Annotated in this window: 18 protein-coding genes; 8 read left to right on the top strand and 10 right to left on the bottom strand. The window is 36.4% G+C overall.

The window, feature by feature from the left end; translation table 11 throughout:
* Window positions 1–3: 3 nt before the first annotated feature.
* Complete coding sequence (locus DRZ96_RS04245; RefSeq protein ID WP_112889703.1) at window positions 4–876, bottom strand: diacylglycerol/lipid kinase family protein; 873 nt, start codon at window positions 874–876, stop codon at window positions 4–6.
* Window positions 877–967: 91 nt separating this feature from the next.
* Between DRZ96_RS04245 and DRZ96_RS04240 the strand changes: the two genes are divergently transcribed.
* The 3 genes from DRZ96_RS04240 to DRZ96_RS04235 all read left to right on the top strand — a co-directional run bounded on the left by DRZ96_RS04240 (window position 968) and on the right by DRZ96_RS04235 (window position 3,726).
* On the top strand, window positions 968–1,540 hold the full coding sequence (locus DRZ96_RS04240) for a neutral zinc metallopeptidase (RefSeq protein WP_236587155.1): 573 nt from the start codon (window positions 968–970) through the stop codon (window positions 1,538–1,540).
* Between the two features lie 34 nt (window positions 1,541–1,574).
* Window positions 1,575–1,805: a neutral zinc metallopeptidase gene (locus DRZ96_RS11655; protein ID WP_407673022.1), complete on the top strand. Its 231-nt coding sequence runs from the start codon at window positions 1,575–1,577 to the stop codon at window positions 1,803–1,805.
* A gap of 91 nt (window positions 1,806–1,896) precedes the next feature.
* Window positions 1,897–3,726 carry an LTA synthase family protein gene (locus DRZ96_RS04235; protein WP_112889702.1) on the top strand — a complete coding sequence of 610 codons (1,830 nt, stop codon included), beginning with the start codon at window positions 1,897–1,899 and terminating at the stop codon, window positions 3,724–3,726.
* Here the strand turns inward: DRZ96_RS04235 and DRZ96_RS04230 are convergent, their stop codons facing one another.
* Window positions 3,727–4,620 carry a DUF368 domain-containing protein gene (locus DRZ96_RS04230; RefSeq protein WP_112889701.1) on the bottom strand — a complete coding sequence of 298 codons (894 nt, stop codon included), beginning with the start codon at window positions 4,618–4,620 and terminating at the stop codon, window positions 3,727–3,729.
* Window positions 4,621–4,807: 187 nt separating this feature from the next.
* Between DRZ96_RS04230 and DRZ96_RS10510 the strand changes: the two genes are divergently transcribed.
* Together DRZ96_RS10510 and DRZ96_RS04225 are read left to right on the top strand one after the other, a co-directional pair.
* Entirely contained in the window at window positions 4,808–4,963 is a 156-nt protein-coding gene (locus tag DRZ96_RS10510; RefSeq protein ID WP_172605459.1) for a hypothetical protein, read from the top strand.
* A gap of 99 nt (window positions 4,964–5,062) precedes the next feature.
* Window positions 5,063–6,412: a DUF438 domain-containing protein gene (locus DRZ96_RS04225; RefSeq protein WP_112889700.1), complete on the top strand. Its 1,350-nt coding sequence runs from the start codon at window positions 5,063–5,065 to the stop codon at window positions 6,410–6,412.
* A 40-nt stretch (window positions 6,413–6,452) separates the two neighbouring features.
* Here DRZ96_RS04225 and DRZ96_RS04220 read toward each other — a convergent pair whose 3' ends face one another.
* Together DRZ96_RS04220 and DRZ96_RS04215 are read right to left on the bottom strand one after the other, a co-directional pair.
* Window positions 6,453–7,184: a hypothetical protein gene (locus DRZ96_RS04220; protein WP_112889699.1), complete on the bottom strand. Its 732-nt coding sequence runs from the start codon at window positions 7,182–7,184 to the stop codon at window positions 6,453–6,455.
* A 249-nt stretch (window positions 7,185–7,433) separates the two neighbouring features.
* Entirely contained in the window at window positions 7,434–8,177 is a 744-nt protein-coding gene (locus tag DRZ96_RS04215) for a hypothetical protein (RefSeq protein ID WP_112889698.1), read from the bottom strand.
* Window positions 8,178–8,353: 176 nt separating this feature from the next.
* Between DRZ96_RS04215 and glsA the strand changes: the two genes are divergently transcribed.
* The 3 genes from glsA to DRZ96_RS04200 all read left to right on the top strand — a co-directional run bounded on the left by glsA (window position 8,354) and on the right by DRZ96_RS04200 (window position 11,216).
* Complete coding sequence (glsA, locus tag DRZ96_RS04210) at window positions 8,354–9,283, top strand: glutaminase A (protein ID WP_112889697.1); 930 nt, start codon at window positions 8,354–8,356, stop codon at window positions 9,281–9,283.
* 9 nt (window positions 9,284–9,292) lie between these two features.
* Entirely contained in the window at window positions 9,293–10,762 is a 1,470-nt protein-coding gene (locus tag DRZ96_RS04205; RefSeq protein WP_112889696.1) for an alanine/glycine:cation symporter family protein, read from the top strand.
* Between the two features lie 103 nt (window positions 10,763–10,865).
* Window positions 10,866–11,216, top strand: coding sequence for a phage holin family protein (locus DRZ96_RS04200; RefSeq protein ID WP_112889695.1), 351 nt, complete (start codon window positions 10,866–10,868; stop codon window positions 11,214–11,216).
* Between the two features lie 47 nt (window positions 11,217–11,263).
* Here the strand turns inward: DRZ96_RS04200 and DRZ96_RS04195 are convergent, their stop codons facing one another.
* The 6 genes from DRZ96_RS04195 to DRZ96_RS04170 all read right to left on the bottom strand — a co-directional run bounded on the left by DRZ96_RS04195 (window position 11,264) and on the right by DRZ96_RS04170 (window position 21,611).
* The gene (locus DRZ96_RS04195; protein WP_112889694.1) at window positions 11,264–11,569 is read right to left on the bottom strand and encodes a DUF4298 domain-containing protein; all 306 of its coding nucleotides are present in this window, start codon (window positions 11,567–11,569) and stop codon (window positions 11,264–11,266) included.
* 203 nt (window positions 11,570–11,772) lie between these two features.
* Entirely contained in the window at window positions 11,773–12,168 is a 396-nt protein-coding gene (locus DRZ96_RS04190; RefSeq protein ID WP_112889693.1) for a pyridoxamine 5'-phosphate oxidase family protein, read from the bottom strand.
* 83 nt (window positions 12,169–12,251) lie between these two features.
* Window positions 12,252–13,433, bottom strand: coding sequence for an amidohydrolase (locus DRZ96_RS04185; protein WP_112889692.1), 1,182 nt, complete (start codon window positions 13,431–13,433; stop codon window positions 12,252–12,254).
* Between the two features lie 107 nt (window positions 13,434–13,540).
* Window positions 13,541–17,209: a phosphoribosylformylglycinamidine synthase gene (locus DRZ96_RS04180; protein ID WP_112889691.1), complete on the bottom strand. Its 3,669-nt coding sequence runs from the start codon at window positions 17,207–17,209 to the stop codon at window positions 13,541–13,543.
* Window positions 17,199–18,560, bottom strand: coding sequence for an amidophosphoribosyltransferase (gene purF / locus DRZ96_RS04175; RefSeq protein WP_112889690.1), 1,362 nt, complete (start codon window positions 18,558–18,560; stop codon window positions 17,199–17,201). The genes DRZ96_RS04180 and purF overlap by 11 nt, the downstream gene beginning before the upstream one ends.
* Before the next feature lie 399 nt (window positions 18,561–18,959).
* On the bottom strand, window positions 18,960–21,611 hold the full coding sequence (locus DRZ96_RS04170; RefSeq protein ID WP_112889689.1) for an S-layer homology domain-containing protein: 2,652 nt from the start codon (window positions 21,609–21,611) through the stop codon (window positions 18,960–18,962).
* Between the last annotated feature and the right edge of the window lie 125 nt (window positions 21,612–21,736).

Raw genomic sequence — 21,736 nt, 5'->3', positions numbered from 1 at the left:
TTCTCACTCCTTAAAATAAATCCACTTTAAAGCCTTGGGCAAGACCTTGTAGTCTATCTCCCTTGCCCTATAAATTTCTCCGTCAATATTATATAAAAATTCTCGGTCTGATGAAATTACTCCAGACCTTGTAATGATTTCTCTCACTCCAGGTTTTCCCAGGTGGGTCCCCTTCCGATAAGATAAAAATAATTTTATTATCCCCCTTGGCCCCATTTCATTAGCCAAAATTAAGTTCAAGAGCCCATCATCAAGCCTTCCCCTTGGTGAGGGATTAAATCCATTTCCATAATAGGACCCGTTGCAAAGGGCGGATACCAAAAATCTCCCTTTGCTTTCTCTTTCTATATTATCTTCGTCCCAATAAGAAATTTTTAAATTTACAATTTCTAAATTCGCCACGCTCTTTATAACTCCGTAGAGGTAGGCAAGCTTGCCTGATATATCCTTCCTCCTCATGAGGTCATAGGCGTACTTCAAGACATTGGTGTCAAAGCCAAGGCTGGTTACATTTATGCAAGTCTTTCCATTTACTTCTACTAAATCAATGGGCGATATTTCATAATTTAAAATATTTGAAAGATCAAAGGGCCTGAAGTTCTTGGAAAAGTCGTTGCCCGTTCCACCTGGTACAAGTCCAAGGGCTGTCTCACTTCCCCTTAATACACTAGCAACTTCTGATAAGGCACCGTCTCCTCCCTTTATAAAGAGGAGGTCGCCGCCACTATCCCTAAAGTCTTCTGCAAAAGAGATTGTGTCCCCAGGCTTTTCTGTAATTTTAATTTCGTCTTCCTTAAAATATTTTAAAAGTTCCCTCTCAAAGTTTTTGTCACGGCCCCTGCCCGACTTGGAACTTATTATAAATAATTTTTTCATAATTCATCACTTATATTTTATTATAGTAAATCTTTAAATGTTTTCCAATAATCTCTCCTTAATTTGGGTAAAAAAGCCTTGGAGGGATATTATGAAATGGCAAGGTAGAAGAAAAAGTTCAAATGTTTCCAGGTCTAAGGGTGGCGGTGTTGCCCTTGGTGGCGGAGGACTTATAATTGCACTTATAGTTTTTTTAATAACAGGAAGTCCAAGAGATGCTATTAGGTCAGGTCTAGGCGGGGGAGTCCAAAACTCTCAACAGGAATACCAACTGTCTGATAGGGAGCAAACTCTCTACGATTATTCATCAGTTGTCTTGGCTGACACCGAAGATGCTTGGCACGAAATTTTAGAAAAAGAAGGAATAAGGTATAGGGAGCCCAAGATGGAAATCTTCAAGGGCCAAGTAAAAAGTGGTTGTGGTATTGCCAACTCAGGCATGGGACCCTTCTACTGCTCACGTGATGAGACTATCTACATGGACCTTTCCTTTTACGACTCACTGATAAGAGACTTTGGGGCTGACGAAGGAGACTTTATCCTCTCCTATGTTATTAGTCACGAGGTTGGTCACCATGTCCAAGAAGTTACTGGAATAATGAAACAATACCAAGAGCTTGCAAGTCAGATGTCTGAAAAAAGAAAGAAATGCCCTAACAGTTAGGCTTGAGCTCCAAGCCGATTACCTGGCAGGAGTTGTGGCAAGATACCAAAAGGACAAGGGCTATCTTGACCCAGGCGACATTGAAGAGGCAGTATCAGCTGCTTGGTCCATAGGGGACGACACAATCCAAAAGAAGGCACAAGGCTATGTAAAGCCAGAGTCCTTTACCCACGGATCCAGCGAAGATAGGGTTCGTTGGTTCAAGAAGGGTTACGAGGCTGGCGACTTATCAGATTGGGATACCTTTAATAGAAAAAGTATATAAAGTCATACCAGCCTAGGGCTGGTTTTTTCTTGCTTAAAAAGTCCTATTAATTTATAATTTCCTTAAGCTTATTATTAAGGACGAGGACCAAATGGAAAAACACTTTAAAAATCTTACAAAAACTTTATTTCTTATTATAAATCTTATTTTCTATAGGACTTCTCTTGGAAGCCCCACAGGCGACAAGGGCCTTTACATATTGATTATTTCTATTATCTTGACAGGTCGTCTCGACTATATTCTTTTAAATCTATATCCCAAGAAAAATTATAAATACACTGTGGTGGGCTTAATTGTATTTTTAAAGATTGGCCTTTCCATCTACTTTAGGGAGTTCCATTCCTTTGATATATTTGGAAGGATTGGGCTTGCAAGAGAAGCTGGCGGAGTTCTACCTGTGATTTTCAAGGATTTTTCTCCTGCCTACTTCCTCATAATTTTAGCTGGCCTAGGCCTTGCCTACCTGATAAAAAAATATTATTGGGAAGAAGCCTTTAATAAGAAAAGATTTTATAAAGAACTTGGAGTATTTTTTGCCATCCTCATCTTACCTGGACTTTTTATAAAGCCCCTAAGGGGAACAGAAGTCTATACTTCAACTTTTTTATCTCCTCTTTACACAAGAGTGGAAGCCAGGCAAGATGCCAAGTCCCTAGAAAAGACTGACATAAAAAAATACTTTTCTTTTCGAGGATTTAAATCCAATGAATTTACAGGACTTGCCCAGGACAAAAATATAATTTTTATCCAATGTGAGTCCCTGCAAAATGCCGTGGTCAATAGGACCTATAATGGAGAAGAGGTGACTCCCTTCCTAAACTCCTTGATAAAGAAGCAGGGTTCTATCTATTTTAATAATTATTTTGAACTCCTAGGCTTTGGCAACACATCTGATGCTGAGTTCGTCTCCATGACATCTGTCTATCCTACCCTTGACGGTCAGGCCTATTCTGTCTACAAGGACAAGAAAACTTATGGACTGCCAAAGATTGCCAAAAAGATGGGCTATGAAACTCTAGCCATGCACGGCAACACAGGCAAGTTTTATAATCGCCAAGAAATCTATAAAAATTTTGACTTTGACAGGATTTATCTTGGGGAGACTTATGACCAGACTGACCAAGTCATGATGGGCCTATCAGACAAGTCCTTCTTTGATCAGTCCTTTGACAAGATAAAAGAGATTGAAGATGAAGGGAAGAAATTTTTTGCCCTTATGGTAACACTTACAACCCACACTCCCTACAATCTGCCAGAAAACTTGCGTGAGATTCCAAAAGAAGCTGATGATAAGACGGACTTTGTCTACGATTATATTTCCTGTGCTCGATACACCGACAGGGCCATGGAAGAATTTTTTGGCAAGCTAGAAAAATCTGGCATCCTAGATAAGACTGTAGTAATTATTTACGGAGACCACCACGCCTACACCCTTAACAAGGAAAAGGATAAGGAGTCCATGGAGAGGTGGCTGGGACGTGAAATTGACTACGACGACATGATGAATATCCCCCTTGTCATCCATGTCCCTGACTTTAATAAAAATATTACAAGACACAATGTTGGCTCACAACTTGACCTCTATCCCACTATCTTAAATCTCATGGGCTGGGACAGAAGTGACATCCCTACATTTGGTATTGACCTTCTTGGTTGGGGCAAGGAAATAGAAAACAACGCAGTCTATCCCCAAACCTACCTCTTAAAGGGTTCCTATATAAATAGGGACCAGGTCTTCGAATACTCTCGTGACGGAGTTTTTGAAAATTCCAGATTAATTGACAGGAAGACGAGAAGGCCCCTTCCCCTTGACCAAGCAAAGAAGGAATCGGACTGGGCCAAGATTTGTATCGACTACTCTAAAAACCTAATGACCAATGACAATTTAATAGAATTAGTGGAAAAAAATAAAGAAGACTGATTAATTACCAGTCTTCTTTTCTTCTTTAAGTCTTAATATTCTAATAAATTCTAATATAAACAAGATTAAAATTCCCAAGAAAAATCCAGGGATTGAAAAATTATATAAATTTAATGGTGGATTTCCCCCAAGAGTTGTGGGGCCCATGACAATTGCATAAAGAGACCCTATTATCATACCAAGAATTAGATACATCATCTTGTCACGATTTTTTCTCAGCCTTTCTCTTATAATCCTTATGGACATTAAAATACCAAAGAATACTCCAAGGGCCATGACCACAAGGGGCATTAGCTTGTCGAAGTTAAACCTCATGACCTCTCCTAGGGCTTCCACCACAGGTATGTAAACTCCTGCTATGAGAAGAATTGATGACCCAGAGATCCCTGGCAAGACCATGGCAGATATTGCAAGTCCACCTGCTAAGAATAAATAAACATAGTCAAAGACATTGGGATTGATTAAGTCGAAGTCACCAATGAATTTTGATTTTCCCTTAAAAATTACCAAGAGGATAACTATAATTAGACCAATAAAAATAAAATAAAATTCTTCTTTATTGTCCCTTAAAATCTTTATCTCGCTGGAGATTAGAAAGGGAAGTGACATGAGGGTCAATCCAAGAAAGACTGAAGTCATAAAGTATATTTCCTTTTGAAAAAGTTCTGACAGGAAAAAAATACTCAATAAGAGGCCAAAGAGCCAACCTAGACCGAGATTAAAAAGATACTTAAAGGCTTCTTTCCTCTTTTCCCTTTGACCTCCAAAAAATTCGTGCAAATTATCTATAAATTTATCATAAAAACCTAGGATGAAGGCAAGGGTTCCCCCGCTGACCCCAGGCACAGAGTCGGCTATTGCCATGACCATCCCGTTAAAAAAATTAATTAACATAATTCCTCCATCTATCTATGATAACATTTAATTGTAAAAATTATTTTTAAAGAAGGAATTTTTACAAATTTTTAATATTCTTTAACAGATTAAATCTTTATCCTTTAAAATTCTTTTATTTAGGTATATATTAATTAATAAGATAATATCTTACTAACTACATAAAAATTTGACAAGGAGGATAAACATGAAAAATAAAAAATTTTTAGGGAGTTTAATAAGCATACTTCTTGGACTGGGACTTGTTACTTACACAAAGGACCCTTTCTTAAGCATCTTTATCTATATCTGCCTTGTAGCTATTTACAAGTTAATAAGAGCTTTGATTTTAGAAGCTAAATAAAGTCTAGAGGCTCGACAGAGTCTCTTTTTATTTGATTAAATTTAATAAATATTTTCTAATAATGGGTATAATATGCCTAACAAAATTTTAGGAGGAAATATGAAGAACATAAACGTAGACGAACCTGTAGCAAATCTCATTGAAAAATTTCCAAATTTAAAAAACATTTTAAAGGATTTAGGTTTTATTGAAATTACAAATCCCCTAGCCCTTTCTACTGTTGGAAAAATGGTTTCAATAAAAAAAGGAGCCGAAATAAAAAATATAGACTTGGATTTAATTAAAGAGAAGTTGAGAGAAGAAGGCTTTAATCTAGTTGATGTTGAAAATGTTAGTGATGATTCCAAAGAAGATAATGATAGACTTAGTCTCTTAAAATCCTATATCGAAAGACTTTCTAAGGGCGAAGACTTGGAAGCTGTTAGAAGTGATTTTGTAAAAAATTTTAAGGATGTCTCTTCAAAGGAAATAGTTGATGCTGAACAAGAACTAATTATGAGTGGCCTTCCCCTAGAAAAAGTCCAAAAACTTTGCGATATACATTCTGCACTTTTCCACGAAAGTAATATTGTAGATGAGAGTCAAAAGGATTTGGGAAAAATTCCAGGTCATCCTCTAAATATCCTAAGTATAGAAAATAAAAAAATTAAATTTTTAGCTGATGAAGTCAAAAATAGCAAAGACAAGTTAGCTAAGATAAGAGAGCTTTTAAAAATAAATTCTCATTACGGCAAAAAGGCTGGACTTATTTATCCCCTTTTGAAAACTAAATATGATATTATTGGTCCCAGTGATGTTATGTGGGCTGTCGATGATGAAATAAGAAGTGACCTGTCACATATTGTAAAAGCAAATTCTTATAATGAGGAAAACTTAAATAAGGTTTTAGATAGGATCTATGAAATGATATATAAGGAAGAGAATATCCTCTTCCCACTTTTAAAAGAAAACTTCACAGAAGAAGAGTGGAATAAAATCTATGGCGACTTTGGAGAATATGGACTAGACCTAGTGGATGATTTCCCGCTTTGGAAGGACTACAAACCCAAAGAAATCCTACCAAAGGAAGAAAATTCTTATGGAAGTCTTGAATTCGAAACTGGAAGTTTAAAGATAAAGGAAGCCCTTCAAATTTTTAGGACCATTGATGTAGAGCTAACCTTTATAGATAAGGATGACTTTGTTAGGTATTATTCTGAGGGAAAGGACAAAATTTTTCCTAGACCTAAGTCTTGTTTAAATAGAGATGTAACTTCTTGTCATCCTCCAAAAGTTGTGCCAATGGTGAAGTCCTTGCTTGATGATTTTAAGAGCAAGAAGAGAGATCGTTTAGTTATATGTAAAGACATTAAGGGAAAGAAAGTCTTAGTTAAGTACCTTGCAGTTTATGATGAAGCTGGTGATTATCTGGGTACTTTGGAAACAGTTGAGGACATAAGCCACTACTAATGAAATGAAAAAAGAAGCCACATTGAAGTGACTTCTTTTTTTAATCTTCACATCCTATAACTTCATTGTAAATTTCCTCTGCCCTGTCCATGTAAATGTCAGATAGGCTTGCACGGAAGGGTGGTGTACAGAAGAAGAAGGCGATAGCTGCAATTACTCCAAATATAATTGCTAAAATAGAAAGAATCTCCATTCCTTTCATGACAAAAATAAGCGAAATGAAAGCAACTACTCCACATATTAAAGTAATCTTATAGGCCTCCACACCTGCCATAAAGCTTTCTGAAAATAATTTTATACCTGCCTTTACTATAAGCTTAAGGCTGTCAAAAAAGGTCAGGTCCCTATATCTCTCATCTGCCATGAAGAAATTCAGGTAGGCAAAAATAAGAGATGTGAAAATCATTACTAGGGTAAATAAAACTATTAAGCTTATTACAATCTTGGTGTCTTTAATTGCATAGTCAGAAAATAATAAAAATCCTGCGCCTGATGCAAGTGCGGCAAGGGTAAGTAAGACTACAGTAATGGCTCCCACCAAGATATTCATCAAAAAGACCTTGCCTGTCATAGTCTTTATGCCTCTAAAATAATCAGAAAAGCTCCCTTCCCTGTTATAAAGAAGTCCCCTGCAAATTATGTAGTCAAAAATAAAGGCTACAAAGCCACTTAGAATTGATAAGTTGCCGTCAGCAATATTTTGCAAAATTCCAGAAATTATTGCATTGACAATAAGTATTAAGATAATAGATCCGTAATTGTACTTTCTCATTAAACCATCTCCTTAGATCTTTTTATAAAGTTATTCTATCACAAATTAATTTGCCCTTATAGGACTTTTACCCAGGTGTAAAATTTCTAATTATTCATAAGCTTAGGAAATCTTCTTTATAAATAAACATAATCAAAAACATTGGGATTAATTAAGTCGAAGTCCCCAATGAATTTTGATTTTCCCCTAAAAATTACCAAGAGGATAACTATAATTAGACCAAGGAAGATAAAATAAAAGTCTTCTTTATTATCCCTTAAAATTTTTATCTCTCATGAATTCCTCATAAATTTCTTCTGACCTGTCCATGTAAATGTCAGATAGGCTGGCACGGAAAACTGGTGTGCAGAGGAAGAATGCGACAAAAGCTATAACCAAGGCTATAAAAATAATTGCAGTAAAGGGCTCTATATTTTGTAGTGAAAAAATTCCAGGAATAAATCCTATCGCTCCTAAGATTAAACTGATCTTATAGGCTCTAAGACCTGCCATAAAGCTTTCTGAAAATAATTTTATACCTGCCTTTATAATAAGCTTTAAGCTGTCAAAAAAGGAAAGGTCCCTGTATCTCTCGTCTGCCATAAAGAAATTCATGTAGGCAAAAATAAGAGACGTAAAAATCATTACTAGGACATATAAAACTATTAAGCTTATGACAACCTTGTTACTGTCAATACTTGTAAAACCATAAAATACTATGGAGCCTGCACCTGATAAGAGAGTTGCTAACAAAACTAGGATTACAGCAATGGCTCCCACCAAGATATTCATCAAAAATACCTTGCCTGTCATGGTCTTTATTCCCCTGAAATATTCAGAAAAGCTTCCTTCCCTGTTATAAAGAAGTCCCCTGCAAATTATGTAGTCAAAAATAAAAGCCACAAAGCCACTTAAAAATGACAAGTTACCGTCAGCAATATTTTGCAAGATTCCAGCAATTATTGCATTGACAATAAGTATTAATAGAATAGATCCGTAATTGTACTTTCTCATTAAATCATCTCCTTAGATCTTTTTATAAAATTATTCTATCACACATTCCCTTTGTTTATTATATTTTTAACCGACTTTATAAAAGCTTATCTTTAAGACTTTAACAAAAGTTTTTTGGTATCGATTTCATTTTTGTGTTATAATAAATTTCCGAGCTAAACAAAAGGAGGTGAATTATGTTTTTAAAGAGAGAAGATATTGTTGAAAAAATTGAAAAGTCAATTAAAAAAAGTGAGAGATTCATTGGTCAAGGTGAGCTTGCAACATACATACCAGAGCTTGCCAATGTGGACCCTAATGGCTTTGCCCTATCTATTGTTACTACAACAGGAGATGTCTACAACTTCGGTGATGTGGACAAGGTCTTTTCTATGCAATCCATTTCAAAGATCATTTCATTAATTATGGCTTTAAATGACAACACAATACAAGATGTCTTGGCAAAAGTTGGGACAGAACCAACAAAATACAAGTTTAACTCTTTGATACCAATTGATGATAAGCCATCTAACCCACTGATCAATGCCGGTGCAATAACAACTGCATCTCTTATTGTGGGTAAGGATGTAGACGAAAAATTCCAAAGAGTTATGAATTTGGTAAAAAAATTATCTGACAGCGAAAATATTAGCTTCCTAAAAGAAGTCTACACTTCTGAAATGGAAACTACTGATGTAAATAAGTCAATTGCCTACTACCTAAGGAGCAAGAAAATTTTTTCATTAAATGCTGATGAAGTATTGGACTTATATGTAAGAAATTGTTCTATAGGTATTAACGCAAGTGAGCTTGCCCATCTTGGAGCAGTCCTAGCAAATGGAGGATCTGACCTCGTGACAGGAGATGAAATGATCTCAAGAGAAACTGTGAAGATTGTCCTTGCACAGATGGCATCCTGCGGGATGTACGAAGAAAGCGGGGAATTCCTATTAAATGTGGGGATCCCATCAAAGAGTGGGGTCAGTGGAGCAATACTTGGTATTGTACCTGGCAAGTGCGGCATCTGCACCTACTCACCAAGACTTGACAAGTCGGGCAACTCAATTCGCGGCAAAAACCTCTTGAAGATTTTGTCAAATGACTTAAACTTAAATATATTTTTATAAGGAGCAATTATGGGAACAATAATACAAACTATACATGACATAGGAGATTTACTTGGACAAAAAATGTATGCTGATGCCTTCTCAATGACTACTGGTCTATTAAGTGACAGCATTTATACATACCTACTTATACCACTTTTACTTGGAATTGGAATTTTTTACACTTTCAAGATCAAGGGTGGACAAATATCAAATATTGGACACGCAATAAAATTAATCTCTAAACCAGCAGAAGACAAAAACTCAATTTCACCTTTTAAGGCCTTCACTATTTCAGCTGCCTCCCACATTGGTACTGGTAACATAGTTGGTGTTGCCGCAGCAGTATCTATTGGTGGACCTGGTGCAGTATTTTGGATGTGGATAACAGCCCTTATTGGTGGAGCATCCTCTTTTGTAGAAAATACTCTTGGACAAGTTTTTAAAGAAAGAAATCCAGATGGAACATTTAAGGGCGGACCTGCCTTCTACATGGAAAAAGCCCTTGGAAAACCAAAACTTGCAGCCCTATTCTCAATAGTTATTGCCCTAGTTTATGGTATTAACTTTAACGCTATGCAAGCAAACACAATTGCAGCTGGCTTTAATTCTTCCTTTGGACTTGACAAAAGAATAGTTGCAGTTTGTCTAATAATCCTAGCTGGACTAATTATCTTTGGCGGACTAAGAAGAATCGCCGATGTAACAAGTTTACTTGTACCTTTTATGGCAATTATTTATATGGCAGTTGTACTTTTCATAGTAATAAAAAATATTGCCCTAGTGCCACACATGTTTGGCCTAATCTTTGAAGGAGCCTTCTCCCTAAAGGCAGGCTTTGGTGCTCTATTTGGAACAGCAATCCTAAATGGTATTAGACGTGGACTTTTCTCCAACGAAGCCGGCATGGGTGCAGTACCAAATGCATCAGCAGTAGCAGACGTATCTCACCCTGCTAAACAAGGTCTTATCCAGGCACTTGGAGTTTACCTTGACACAATCCTTGTTTGCTCAGCAACAGCCTTTGTTATAATCCTAGCAGGAGAAGGAATCTATGCATCAGACCTACAAGGACTAGAGATCACACAAGCAGCTCTTGTAAATGAAGTTGGACCTTGGGCAAACTACTTCCTAACATTTTGTGTATTGATGTTTGCCTTCTCATCAATTGTTGGTAACTATTACTATGGAGAAAACAACATCTTAAAACTAAACCTTGGCAAGAACGCCCTAAATATCTACAGGGTTATTGTTCTTATAGCAGTAGTGCTTGGTTGTGTTGGAGACTTCTCCATTGTTTGGAACACAGGAGACGTATTTATGGGAATCATGGCAGTAATCAACCTAATAGTATTAATATTCTTAGGAAAGATTTCTGTTGGCGTTTACAATGACTACATGAAACAACTTAAAGAAGGTAAGGACCCTGTATTTAATCCAGAAGATGTTAGTGAACTAAAAGCATATTTAGATAAAATTACAGCATGGAATAAGAGATAAAAAAAGTCGCAGCCTGGTCTGCGATTTTTCTTTTTAAGATTTTAAATTATAAAAGACCCCACTGTGGTATAATAGAAATACAAGATACATAAAGGAGGAAGACATGAAAAAAGTACTTGGCGCTCTAGTGGCAAATGCCTTGTCATTTTACCTACTAGACCTAATGTTTAGCAATGTATATTTTGAAAAAACAAGTGCCTTTGTGGCAATGGCAATAATCTTTTCACTGGTTAACCTTACAATAAAACCAATCCTAAAGGTTTTGTCCTTCCCAATTACACTTTTAACTCTTGGACTATTCTCACTGGTTGTTAACGCAGTAGTCCTTAGCATTGCCTTTAAGTTTGTGTCCACAGCCCACATAGGAAGCTTTGGAACAGCCTTCTGGGCATCAATAGTTCTAAGTTTTATAAACAGTGCTATAAGAGAATTTTTGAGCAATAATTTTAACTAAAGACATTAAAAGAAGCCGTAGGAGAAAAAAATCCTGCGGCTTCTTATTTAACGGTATTTAATTACCTCAGTTGCAAGCTCAAGCATATCAATGGCAATATTAAAGTTTTCACCAAAGAGGTCAAAGACAGCATCTTCAGAGAGAACTCCACATGGAAGATCTTCAGGCAATTCTCCCTTGTCATATCTCTCCAAGTCGTCAAAATATTCTTGGGAGCTATAATAATTGCTCAGCTTCATATATTCTTCTTGATGGTCAGCAAATTTTTCAATTGCAGCCCTAAGTTCTACAATCAAATCATTGTGATCATTTAAAATCTTTTCCATCTCACTAATTCTCTTAACAGGATCCATAATATCCTCCTTTATAAAATAAGAAAAATTCTTCTATCTTAATAATTATAATATAAAATAAAAATAATCTACATAAGTTTATTTTAAAAAACTTAAATGTAATAAAAAAGTCAAGTTCAGTTGCCCAAACTTGATTTTTGTTTTTTTGAAACTATAATCTTAAACTTAAATTATTTAAGCTTAATAGGAGATCTTTTTAAATCTTAAATTTCTACTACTTCCCTATCCCCTGCAAAAGTTGAAAATACTGCTTGGCCTTCTTTAAAATATAGGACAGTCATCTTGCCATCATCTACTGAATACATATTTTCTAGGGCCTCTTTGTTTTGCTTCATCATTTCTTCTCTAGCTTCTATCCTGTCATCTTCTTCTAGGACACCAGTTAGTCTTATCCAAGTTTTGCCATCAAAGGCAGTGACTTCAACCTTAGGGTTTTTCTTGATTTGCTTGTAAACATCTTTTTCCTTTGATGTCACAATATAAATCCTACCTTCAAATTCTGCAAGGGCACCTAAGGGTCTAACGCGAGCTTGGTCACCATCTTGGCTCGCTAAGTAAAATACCTTAACTTTTTTTAAGTAATCGTAAATTTTATTCATAATATTTCTCCTTATTTATTTCTTTACCCAAAACTTACCTAGAAACACAAAAAGAGAAGCCCTAAGCTCCTCTTTTATACTTCTCAGTCTTCCATTAAATACTTTACTACTACTGCTGCCATTGTCTTTGCACAAATCACCATGGCATCTTCTCTTATGTCAAATTTTGGATTGTGGTTTGCATAGGGCGCATCTTCTTTCTTTGCTCCAACGAAATAAAAGCATGATGGCCTTTCCTTAGCATAGTAGGCAAAGTCTTCTGATGCTGTTTGCGGTCCTCCGTCATAAATTTTCTTGACTTCTTTTATATCTGCTTCTTTAATTGCATCTACTACAAGGTCTGTCATGGCTGGGTCATTGTAGAGGACTGGGTAGTCGCTTTTACATTCTACTTCTACTTCCATGCCAAAGGTTTCGCCAATTCCTCTTGCAATCCTATCTATTTCTCTTTCAATTTTTTCTCTTGTTTCATCTGTCATGGACCTAATGTCTCCTGTAAGTCTCACAGAGTCCTTGATTATATTAAAGCTTCCTTGACCTTCAAAAGACCCAATTGTCACAACTCCGTTTTCAAAGGGAGAGAGCCTTCTTGATACAATAGTTTGGACTGCTGTTACAAAGTGTGATGCTGCAACTATGGAGTCATTTGCCAGGTGGGGCATGGACCCGTGTCCGCCTGTCCCTTGGAACTTGATTGAGAACTTGGACCTACCTGTTTGGGTGTTGCCCTTGTGGTATTGGACTTCTCCAAAGTCCATGGCTGACATAACGTGAATTCCAAATACATTGTCAACCCCATCTAGGACTCCAGCTTCAATCATAGATTTTGCTCCTCCTGGAGGTGTCTCTTCTGCGTGTTGGTGGATAATGACAATCTTCCCCCTAAGCTTTTCCTTCTTTTCCAATAAGATGTCTGCCAAGACCATTAGGTAGCCTGTGTGGGCATCGTGGCCACAAGCGTGCATGACTCCAGGATTTTTTGATGCAAAGGGAAGTCCTGTCTCTTCCTGGATTGGTAGGGCATCAAAGTCTGCCCTAAGGGCTATAGTCTTGCCTGGTTTTCCTGTGTCGATTACAACTCTTAGTCCATTTCCTCCCATGTTTTTTGTGACTTCCACATCCTTGCCCTTGTAGTAGTCGGCAAGGTATTTTGCAGTTTCTACTTCTTCAAAGGAAAGTTCTGGGTTCTCGTGAATGTGGCGGCGGTGGTCCACCATTTCATCTTGTCTCTTATCTATCTCGTCAAAAATCTCTTTTAGTAACATTTTTCTCCCCCTCTTAAAAGTCTATTTATAAGATTATACTCCTAAATTTTTGTATTTTAAAGGGACTAGAAAACTAGCCCCTAGGTATTTTTATATTTGTTTTTTAATTAATCTTCTTTAAAGAATTCTACTCCTGCAGTGAAGATGTCTTCAAGTTCCATGTCAAAAATGTTCTTGAAAGTATTCTCTACAAATCTTTCACTGTGACCCATCTTGCCAAGGATCTTTCCATCTTCTGACATAAGTGCTTCAACATTTAAGAGTGAACCATTTGGCGCATCTTCATAACAAATTGCAACTTGTTCCTTGTCAAGGATGTCCTTTATAACTTCTTCACTTGCAATAAATCTTCCTTCTCCATGGGAGATTGGCACCTTGTAAGTTTTGCCTTCTTCTAGCCTTGCAAGCCATGGTGAATTATTTGAAATAACTCTTGTGTCCACAACTCTTGCAATGTGTCTTGAGCAAGTGTTGTAAGTTAGGGTTGGATCATCTTCTTCAAGGTCCTTGATCTTGCCGTAAGGAAGAAGTCCTGTCTTAACAAGGGCTTGGAAGCCGTTACAAATTCCAAGTATAAGTCCGTCGTTTTCTTCTAATAAAGTTTCAATTGCCTTTTTAACTTTTTCAGACCTAATTACATTGGCTATAAATTTACCAGATCCTCCTGGTTCGTCTCCTAGTGAGAAACCTCCAGGTATTGCAAGGATTTGTGCCTTGGAAATTTTTTCTGCCAATTCATCAAGTGATTCTTGAAGGGCTTTTTCGTCCTTGTTCCTAAATACAAGAACTTCAGCTTTTGCTCCTGCTCTCTCGAAGGCCCTTGCTGTGTCGTACTCTGAGTTTGTGCCAGGGAAGGCTGGTATAACAACCTTGACTTCATCAACTGGCTTCTTGGATTTCATCCTTCTCTTTGGAGCCTTAGCTTGGTCAAAGTCTTCAAGTTTATGTGAGTCAAGTGGCTTGAAGATCTTATCCATTGTTGTGAGATAAGCCTTAGATAATTTTTCTACATCTAACTTCTCTCCATTTACAATCATTTCATCTTCTTTGAAGTCACCAAGTTTTTCTATGAAGTCCCTGTCTTCTTTGTATTCAACTATAAAAGATCCGTAAAGTGGTGAATAAAGGTCATCTAATCTTATGTCAAAGCCAACATTATCAATTGCCATTTCAAAAATTTGTGGAAGGCTTCCCTTGTGAGTAATTGCTGCTGCAGAAATTATGTTTCCAGCTTCAATTTCTTTTTGTAGATTTAGGAAGTTTTCCTTTGCCATATCTAGGTCAAGCGCTCCAATATTATCTCTTTTTGTTTTTATAAGACCAATCTTGCCCTTGACCTTAAATTCTGGACTGATGATATTTTTTGCATCAGCAGTATTTACTGCGAAGGAAATTAGTGTTGGTGGAACATTTATGTCTTCGAAGCTTCCACTCATGGAGTCCTTGCCCCCAATTGGTGGTGCGTCAAAGAATCTTGATGCCTTTAGGGCTCCAAGAAGTGACTTAAGTGGTTTTGACCAAGACTTCTTGTTGTCCATCTTTTCATAAAATTCTTGGAAGGAAAGTCTAATACCTTCTACTGGCGCTCCTGCTGCCACAAGTTTTGCAATTGATTCAATAACTGCATAGTAGCCTCCAAGGAATTGTGATTCTTCAGATAATTTTGGATTAAAGCCATAGGACATAACTGAAGCTGTCCTTGATTCGCCATCATCTATTGGGATTAGGGCTGCCATAACTTGGGCTGGTGTATTTTGCTTTTTGCCTCCAAGAGGTTGTAGGACTGTTGCTGCTCCCACTGATGAGTCGAAGAGTTCGATCATATTCTTCTTAGAAGTTATATTTAAATCAGATAAATATTTTTCAAGGTCTTCAAGTCCGTCTTTGTTATTTAAGAATTTAGGAAGGTCTTCGCTTACAACTTCAACTTCTTCAAATCTTTTGGCACCAGTTTGGTTTACAAAGTCGTAACTCATGTCGCAGATAAGTTCGTCTTGGTAGTACATCTTTAGTCTATTGTCGCCAGTTACTTTTGCAACCACTGTTGCTTCAAGATTTTCCTTGTCAGCAAGTTCCATAAATTTGTCTACGTCGTCCTTGTCGATAACAACTGCCATTCTCTCTTGAGATTCTGAAATTGCAATTTCTCTTGGTTTTAGGCCCATGTATTTTAGTGGAACCTTATCAAGTTTGATTTCTATAGAGTCAGCAAGTTCACCAATGGCAACGGAAACTCCACCTGCACCAAAGTCGTTACATTTTTTGATTAATTTTGCTGCATCAGGATTTTTAAATAGTCTTTGGATTTTTCTTTCTTCTGGGGCATTACCCTTTTGGACTTGGGCAGATTCTGTTTCTATAGAAGAAACATTGTGGGACTTTGATGAGCCTGTTGCTCCACCAATTCCGTCCCTACCAGTTCTACCACCAAGAAGGATAACTACGTCGCCTTCACTTGGTTCAATTCTCTTTACATTTTCAAGAGGACAAGCTGCTATAACTGCACCAGTTTCCATCCTCTTTGCCACATAGCCTGGGTGGTATAATTCGTCAACAAGTCCAGTTGCAACTCCAACTTGGTTTCCATAAGAAGAGTAGCCAAGAGCTGCTTCTGTGACAATTTTCTTTTGTGGTAATTTACCTTCAAGAGTTTCTTCAATTGGAGTGAAAGGATCTCCTGCTCCTGTTACCCTCATGGCTTGGTAAACATAGGACCTACCAGAAAGTGGGTCTCTTATGGCACCGCCAAGACAAGTTGAGGCACCGCCAACAGGTTCGATTTCTGTTGGGTGGTTGTGGGTTTCGTTCTTAAACATAAGTAGGTAGTCACGGTCTTCTACTTTGCCATCAACTTCTACCTTTGCCTTGATCTTTACAGAGCAGGCATTTATTTCAGATGAAACTTCTAAATCTTCTAGCTTTCCATTTTTTCTAAGTTCCTTGGATAAAATTGTGCCAAGTCCCATTAAGGTAATTGGTTTTTTAACTCCAAGCTCTTCTCTCATCTTTAGGTAGTCGTCAAAGACTCTTTTGATTTCCTTGTCAAGCTCAGTCACAACACCAAAGTCAACATCAAGTTCTGTGTTAAAAGTTGTGTGCCTGCAGTGGTCAGACCAGTAAGTATCAATTATTGCAACTTCTGTTTCATTTGGGTCCCTGTTTTCTGACTTGAAGTAGTCTTGCAATACTTCTAAGTCTTCTGGACTCATGGCAAGGGATTTTTCTTCAACAAATTTAACAAGTCCATCCTTGTCGAGCTTGTTAAAACCATCATAAACTAGGTTTTCGTGGTTTTCTTGTGCCTCTTCTCTAAGTTCAGTTTCCTTATAAACATCAACTTCTTGAGAGTCAACTGGGTTGATTAAGAAGGCCTTAATCTTTTCAAGGTCAGCCTGGCTCACTCCTCCAATGTCATAAACTTCTGTGACCTTGGCCCTTAGTTTTTCGTCAGTGAAAAGGGCAAGGGTTTGGATAAGTCCGTCTTCCCTGTTGTCAAATTGGCCTGGTTGGTATTGGATTCCAATTGGGTTTTCAAAAGATTCTTCTAACTTTTTGTAGTCTTCATAATAAACTTCTTCTACTGGAGCTTCATAAAAAACACTGGCCAAAGTTTTTTCTAGGCTTTCATCCTTTATGTCTATGTCGTATCTTCTATAAGTTTTTATATAAGTAGCTTCGATTCCAAGAGAATTTTTGATTTCTTCTCTTAGGGCCTTTGATTGGTGGTCAAATTCATTTTTCTTGCAGATATAAATTCTCTTAACATTATTTTTCATCTTCAATTAACTCCTTTGGCTCTACTGCGTAAGATCCATTAAAGCAGGCTTCGCAGAATTTATTTTCTTTCATCAAAGTTGCATCTAGCATTCCCTCCATGGATATGAAGGCAAGGGAATCTGCTCCTATCCTTTCTCTCATTTCTTCCACAGAATAATTTGCGGCAATAAGTTTTTGCCTAGATGGGGTGTTTATTCCATAATAGCAAGGGAATTTTACTGGAGGAGAAACTACCCTCATGTGAACTTCCTTGGCACCAGCCTTTTTCATCCTCTTAATAAGATTTTTGGAAGTTGTTCCCCTTACAACAGAGTCGTCAACAAGAACAATTCTCTTTCCCTTTAAAACTGTTTCAAGAGGATTAAGTTTTAACTTTACAGAAAGTTCTCTTTCTTCAGCAGTTGGCTTGATAAAAGTCCTGCCCATATACCTGTTCTTAACAAGACCTTCTGCAAAAGGAATCCCTGATTCTTGGGCATAACCCATGGCTCCCGGTGTACCAGAGTCTGGAACTGCAATGACAAGGTCAGCATCAACTGGAGCTTCCTTTGATAAAATTTCTCCACATCTTCTCCTAAAATTGTAGGAGTTAACTCCGTCTAAGTTGGCATCAGTTCTTGCAAAGTAAACATATTCAAAGATGCAGTGCTTCTTGTCGTCCTTTTCATAAAAGTCTGAGTGGATTCCATCCTTATCAACAACAATAATTTCTGAAGGCTCAACATTTCTTATGGCGTCAGTTCCAATAATTTCAAGAGGAGCATTTTCAGATGCAATTATAACTTCACCGTTTTTTGCCCTGCCAATTAAAAGTGGTCTAAAACCATTTGGGTCTCTAAAAGCAATAAGCTTATCTTCAAAAAGCATTACAACACTGTAGGCTCCCTTGATCCTTGCCATGGTCTTTTTAACTGCTTCCACAATGTCGCCTTGGTAGTATTTTGCAACTAGTGAAAGGATAACCTCTGTGTCAATGGCAGTTTGAAAAAGCATGCCTTCGTCTTCAAGCTCTTCCCTAATGGACTTGTGGTTAACAAGGTTTCCATTGTGAGCAAGGGCAAACTCCTTGTTCTTTGAGAAGGCAAGTAGGGGTTGAGAGTTGTATCTATAAGATCCCCCTGCTGTTGCATAACGAACGTGTCCAATCCCAACATTTCCCTTTAACTTCAAAAAGCTTTCATCATCAAAATGATCGTAAACAAGTCCCATACCCTTGTCCAGTATCAAGTCCTCCCCATTAAAAACACAAATACCTGATGCTTCTTGTCCCCTGTGTTGAAGGGAATTAAGTCCATAAAATAATTTTTTGCTTACGTCTTTTTGTGAGTAAATGCCTATAACTCCACACATTAGTCTGCCACCTCATTCTTCCAAAAATAAAAATCTTCCATTCTTCCTCCAATTAAAAAAGCCCATCAAAAAGATGAGCTAATAATACCTATAAAAAATTAGTCGCAAATATAGAGTCAATTGGGCCGTGAGCTTTATCTGTAAATTTTCTTGAATACATTAGGCCTAAAAACATAATAACAATCCTCCATAAATGTGATGACTTCATTATAACATATAATTTTTGTAAATTAGAAATTCCTTTTAAATTTTAAAAATTTTATTAATATTGCAATTAGTAGAAGATTTTAGATATTATAATTAATATTTTCCTTTCAATTTATTCATAAATTCTCCAAAGAAAAAAGATGCCTTCTTAAGCATCTTTTTTGGTCTATTTATTAAACTAAGAAAATTAATTTATGAAAGTAAATTTACAATTACTCTCGCAATTTCTCCTCTTGTTATATTTTCTTTAGGGTCAAAGCTTCCATCATCTCTTCCAGTAAATAGACCTCTACTTACTGCCTTCTTTACTTCATTCTTTGCCCAAGAAGATATCTTTGCTTCATCTTTAAAATTAATATCTTCAGCTTCTTTTCTTTCAATTCCAAGTTTTTCCACATATCTATTTAAGATAGCTGCAACTTCTTCTCTTGAAATTTCTCTATTTCCCTTAAATTCTCCATCTTCATATCCATATACTATGCCCTTCTTGCTTGCCCATACAATATAGCCACTTTCTTCTGAATCTTTATTTAAATCCTTATAAATATTTTCAGTGTACTCTTTAGGATTTACATTTTGCATCTTTGCAAGTGCTTTTACAAGTTCAAATCTTGTTGCCTTTCTATCTGGGAAGAATTTCCCATTTATTAAGTCCATAAGATCCTTATCTAAAACTTTTTCTATAAATTCTTTTGCCCAGTGGCCTTCATAATCTGTTACATCAGCTTTTTTGCCTTCTGTTTTCTTGTCTACTTCTTTTTCAAGATTTTTGTTTTCAGAAAATATTGAAGTGCCAACATAGACTGGATAAGTTTTTTCATGATGTTTTCTGTGGGTTAAATTATCATTCCAATTTTCTTCCACATCATTATCAATTACTTGGGCATTATCCTCTATTTCAGTCCAAGGAATTACATTCTTGTCATCTTTTTCAACTTCTCTTGGATATTTTTTTGCAAAATCAAATCTATTGTCGAAGTTTAAATCAAGTACATCGTCATTTCCCTTTCCAAGCATATAATTTACATCAAAGAAAGTTTTTTCAGAATCAGAAAGACTTGCAGCATAAGGTGAATAAGTCTTTAAGAAAATTTTATTTGCATCTTCGTCAAATTCTGCATATTTGAAAAATCCATTTCCACCATTATAGGAAAATTGATAATCAGCTAGAATTGTTATAACTGGTTTATTCTTGTCGTTCATATAAACTTTATTCCCAGCTCCATGATAGTGACCAGACACTGTCATAAATACTTGATCATATTTTTTAATTATATTCCAGATTTCATCTCCAACGCCAGAAAATTGAACTGAAGATGGTTCTGTATCTGAACAGTCAACTATGTTGTGAGCCACAATTATTGTTGGATTTTCTCTGTTTTCTTTTAAAATATTTTCAAACCAATCCTTATCGCGTCCAAGGTCATACCAAGATAGACCCACCATTAAATATTCATAGGAACCTGCCCTTACCTTCATGTAAGATGATCTGCCAGAAGGAGAATCATTTACTACATATGTGGCCTTTTTAGTAAAATCTGAGCCTTTTCCATAATAATCTTTATAAAACATATCAAGAGGATTGTTGTTTGGATTCATGTAAAATTCTTTATCATTATATCCATATCCTTCTTCTGGCCAGTAATCGTGATTACCTGGAATAATCAAGGTTTTTATTTTAGAATCAGCAAGTTTATAAAATGTATTTTTAGAATTTTCAAACTGTGTCTTATCATCAAAGTCTTCAACAATATCTCCAAGATGTGAAACTGCTTTAATGTTGCCTTTGTCTGCATCATTAACTAGACCTCTAATGGCACTGTCCATTACATCTGGTTTGAATTTTACAGTGTTTTGTGTATCTGGTAAAAATACAAAATTGTAATTATTTTTGTTCTCCAAGGCAAATTCCTTATTTGTACCAAAATCTCCTGCTAGACTTTCTGGATTTGGAATTAACCACTCACTTTTAGAAAGTGCTCCCTTAGAAATTCTTATTGTTTCAATATTTCCATTTAAAAACTTATCAAGAGTTTGACTTCCTTCTTTCCACCAAGATGAACCAACTCTAAATCTTCCGTCTGCTGGGTCAGCAAAAATTCCTCTCATAGCTCCACCATCACTTGATTTATAATTCCTAAAAGACTCCGCTCCATTTAAGAAAGACTTTATATTTCCTTGGTTATCACAAGTTATGGCTATGTGATACCATTGACCGCCCTTATCCATGGCAACAGACCATACAGCAGATTTCATAAGATGAGAATCATCTTCGTTCACAGTTAAGTATTGAACTTCTTTACAATTTGAAACTGCAATAGAAGTTGAACCAAGTTCAGGCTCGTCCATTGTCTTTACATTCTTTGTGTCGGCAACTTGTCTTGCAAGCATTCCCATCCATTTATCATTATTAGTCCAGTCCTTTGGCAAATAATACAAGATTTCAATTGTATAGCCATCACTAAATGTTTCTTTGTTTATTGGCGCGTCATTTACTGTTACAAAATCGGCACCCTTATCCTTTGCAAGTCCAGCAAATTCAATTGAGCCCTTTCCATTTATAGATTCACTCGAAAACTTTAGATAATCTTCCCAATTTTCACTAGACTTATCATCAGTTAAATGTCCACCTGTGTAAGTTTGCATTTCCAAGTCATTATTATTTCCACTTGTATCTTTAATCTTTAAAGTTCCATCACCAATGGAACCAGTAGAATTTTCTTTACTAAAATCCCACTCTGCAACTACTTTTGATTGTGCAAATATTCCACTTGGAATAAGTGATACAAACAATGCAACAAGTAAAAATAATGACAAAAAACTTCTTTTCAAATTATTTTTCACTTTTTTAACCTCCTAAATTTTCCTTTGATAAGTATAAAAAAATTTTGTTTAAATTGAGATTATTAAAAGTAAATCCTCTGTAAAAATTTTTATTTCAACAAAAAAAGAGCAGGCCTAAGCCCACC

Source organism: Peptoniphilus harei, from assembly GCF_900454685.1.
GTDB classification, from domain to species: domain Bacteria; phylum Bacillota; class Clostridia; order Tissierellales; family Peptoniphilaceae; genus Peptoniphilus_A; species Peptoniphilus_A harei.
This window is presented reverse-complemented; position numbering and strand designations above follow the sequence as displayed.

Bases quoted from the DNA above. Each gene is read 5' to 3' on its own strand.
- DRZ96_RS04245 (WP_112889703.1), bottom strand. From the start codon at position 876: ATGAAAAAATTATTTATAATAAGTTCCAAGTCGGGCAGGGGCCGTGAC.
- DRZ96_RS04240 (WP_236587155.1), top strand. From the start codon at position 968: ATGAAATGGCAAGGTAGAAGAAAAAGTTCAAATGTTTCCAGGTCTAAG.
- DRZ96_RS04235 (WP_112889702.1), top strand. From the start codon at position 1,897: ATGGAAAAACACTTTAAAAATCTTACAAAAACTTTATTTCTTATTATA.
- DRZ96_RS04230 (WP_112889701.1), bottom strand. From the start codon at position 4,620: ATGTTAATTAATTTTTTTAACGGGATGGTCATGGCAATAGCCGACTCT.
- DRZ96_RS10510 (WP_172605459.1), top strand. From the start codon at position 4,808: ATGAAAAATAAAAAATTTTTAGGGAGTTTAATAAGCATACTTCTTGGA.
- DRZ96_RS04225 (WP_112889700.1), top strand. From the start codon at position 5,063: ATGAAGAACATAAACGTAGACGAACCTGTAGCAAATCTCATTGAAAAA.
- DRZ96_RS04220 (WP_112889699.1), bottom strand. From the start codon at position 7,184: ATGAGAAAGTACAATTACGGATCTATTATCTTAATACTTATTGTCAAT.
- DRZ96_RS04215 (WP_112889698.1), bottom strand. From the start codon at position 8,177: ATGAGAAAGTACAATTACGGATCTATTCTATTAATACTTATTGTCAAT.
- glsA (WP_112889697.1), top strand. From the start codon at position 8,354: ATGTTTTTAAAGAGAGAAGATATTGTTGAAAAAATTGAAAAGTCAATT.
- DRZ96_RS04205 (WP_112889696.1), top strand. From the start codon at position 9,293: ATGGGAACAATAATACAAACTATACATGACATAGGAGATTTACTTGGA.
- DRZ96_RS04200 (WP_112889695.1), top strand. From the start codon at position 10,866: ATGAAAAAAGTACTTGGCGCTCTAGTGGCAAATGCCTTGTCATTTTAC.
- DRZ96_RS04195 (WP_112889694.1), bottom strand. From the start codon at position 11,569: ATGGATCCTGTTAAGAGAATTAGTGAGATGGAAAAGATTTTAAATGAT.
- DRZ96_RS04190 (WP_112889693.1), bottom strand. From the start codon at position 12,168: ATGAATAAAATTTACGATTACTTAAAAAAAGTTAAGGTATTTTACTTA.
- DRZ96_RS04185 (WP_112889692.1), bottom strand. From the start codon at position 13,433: ATGTTACTAAAAGAGATTTTTGACGAGATAGATAAGAGACAAGATGAA.
- DRZ96_RS04180 (WP_112889691.1), bottom strand. From the start codon at position 17,209: ATGAAAAATAATGTTAAGAGAATTTATATCTGCAAGAAAAATGAATTT.
- purF (WP_112889690.1), bottom strand. From the start codon at position 18,560: ATGTGTGGAGTTATAGGCATTTACTCACAAAAAGACGTAAGCAAAAAA.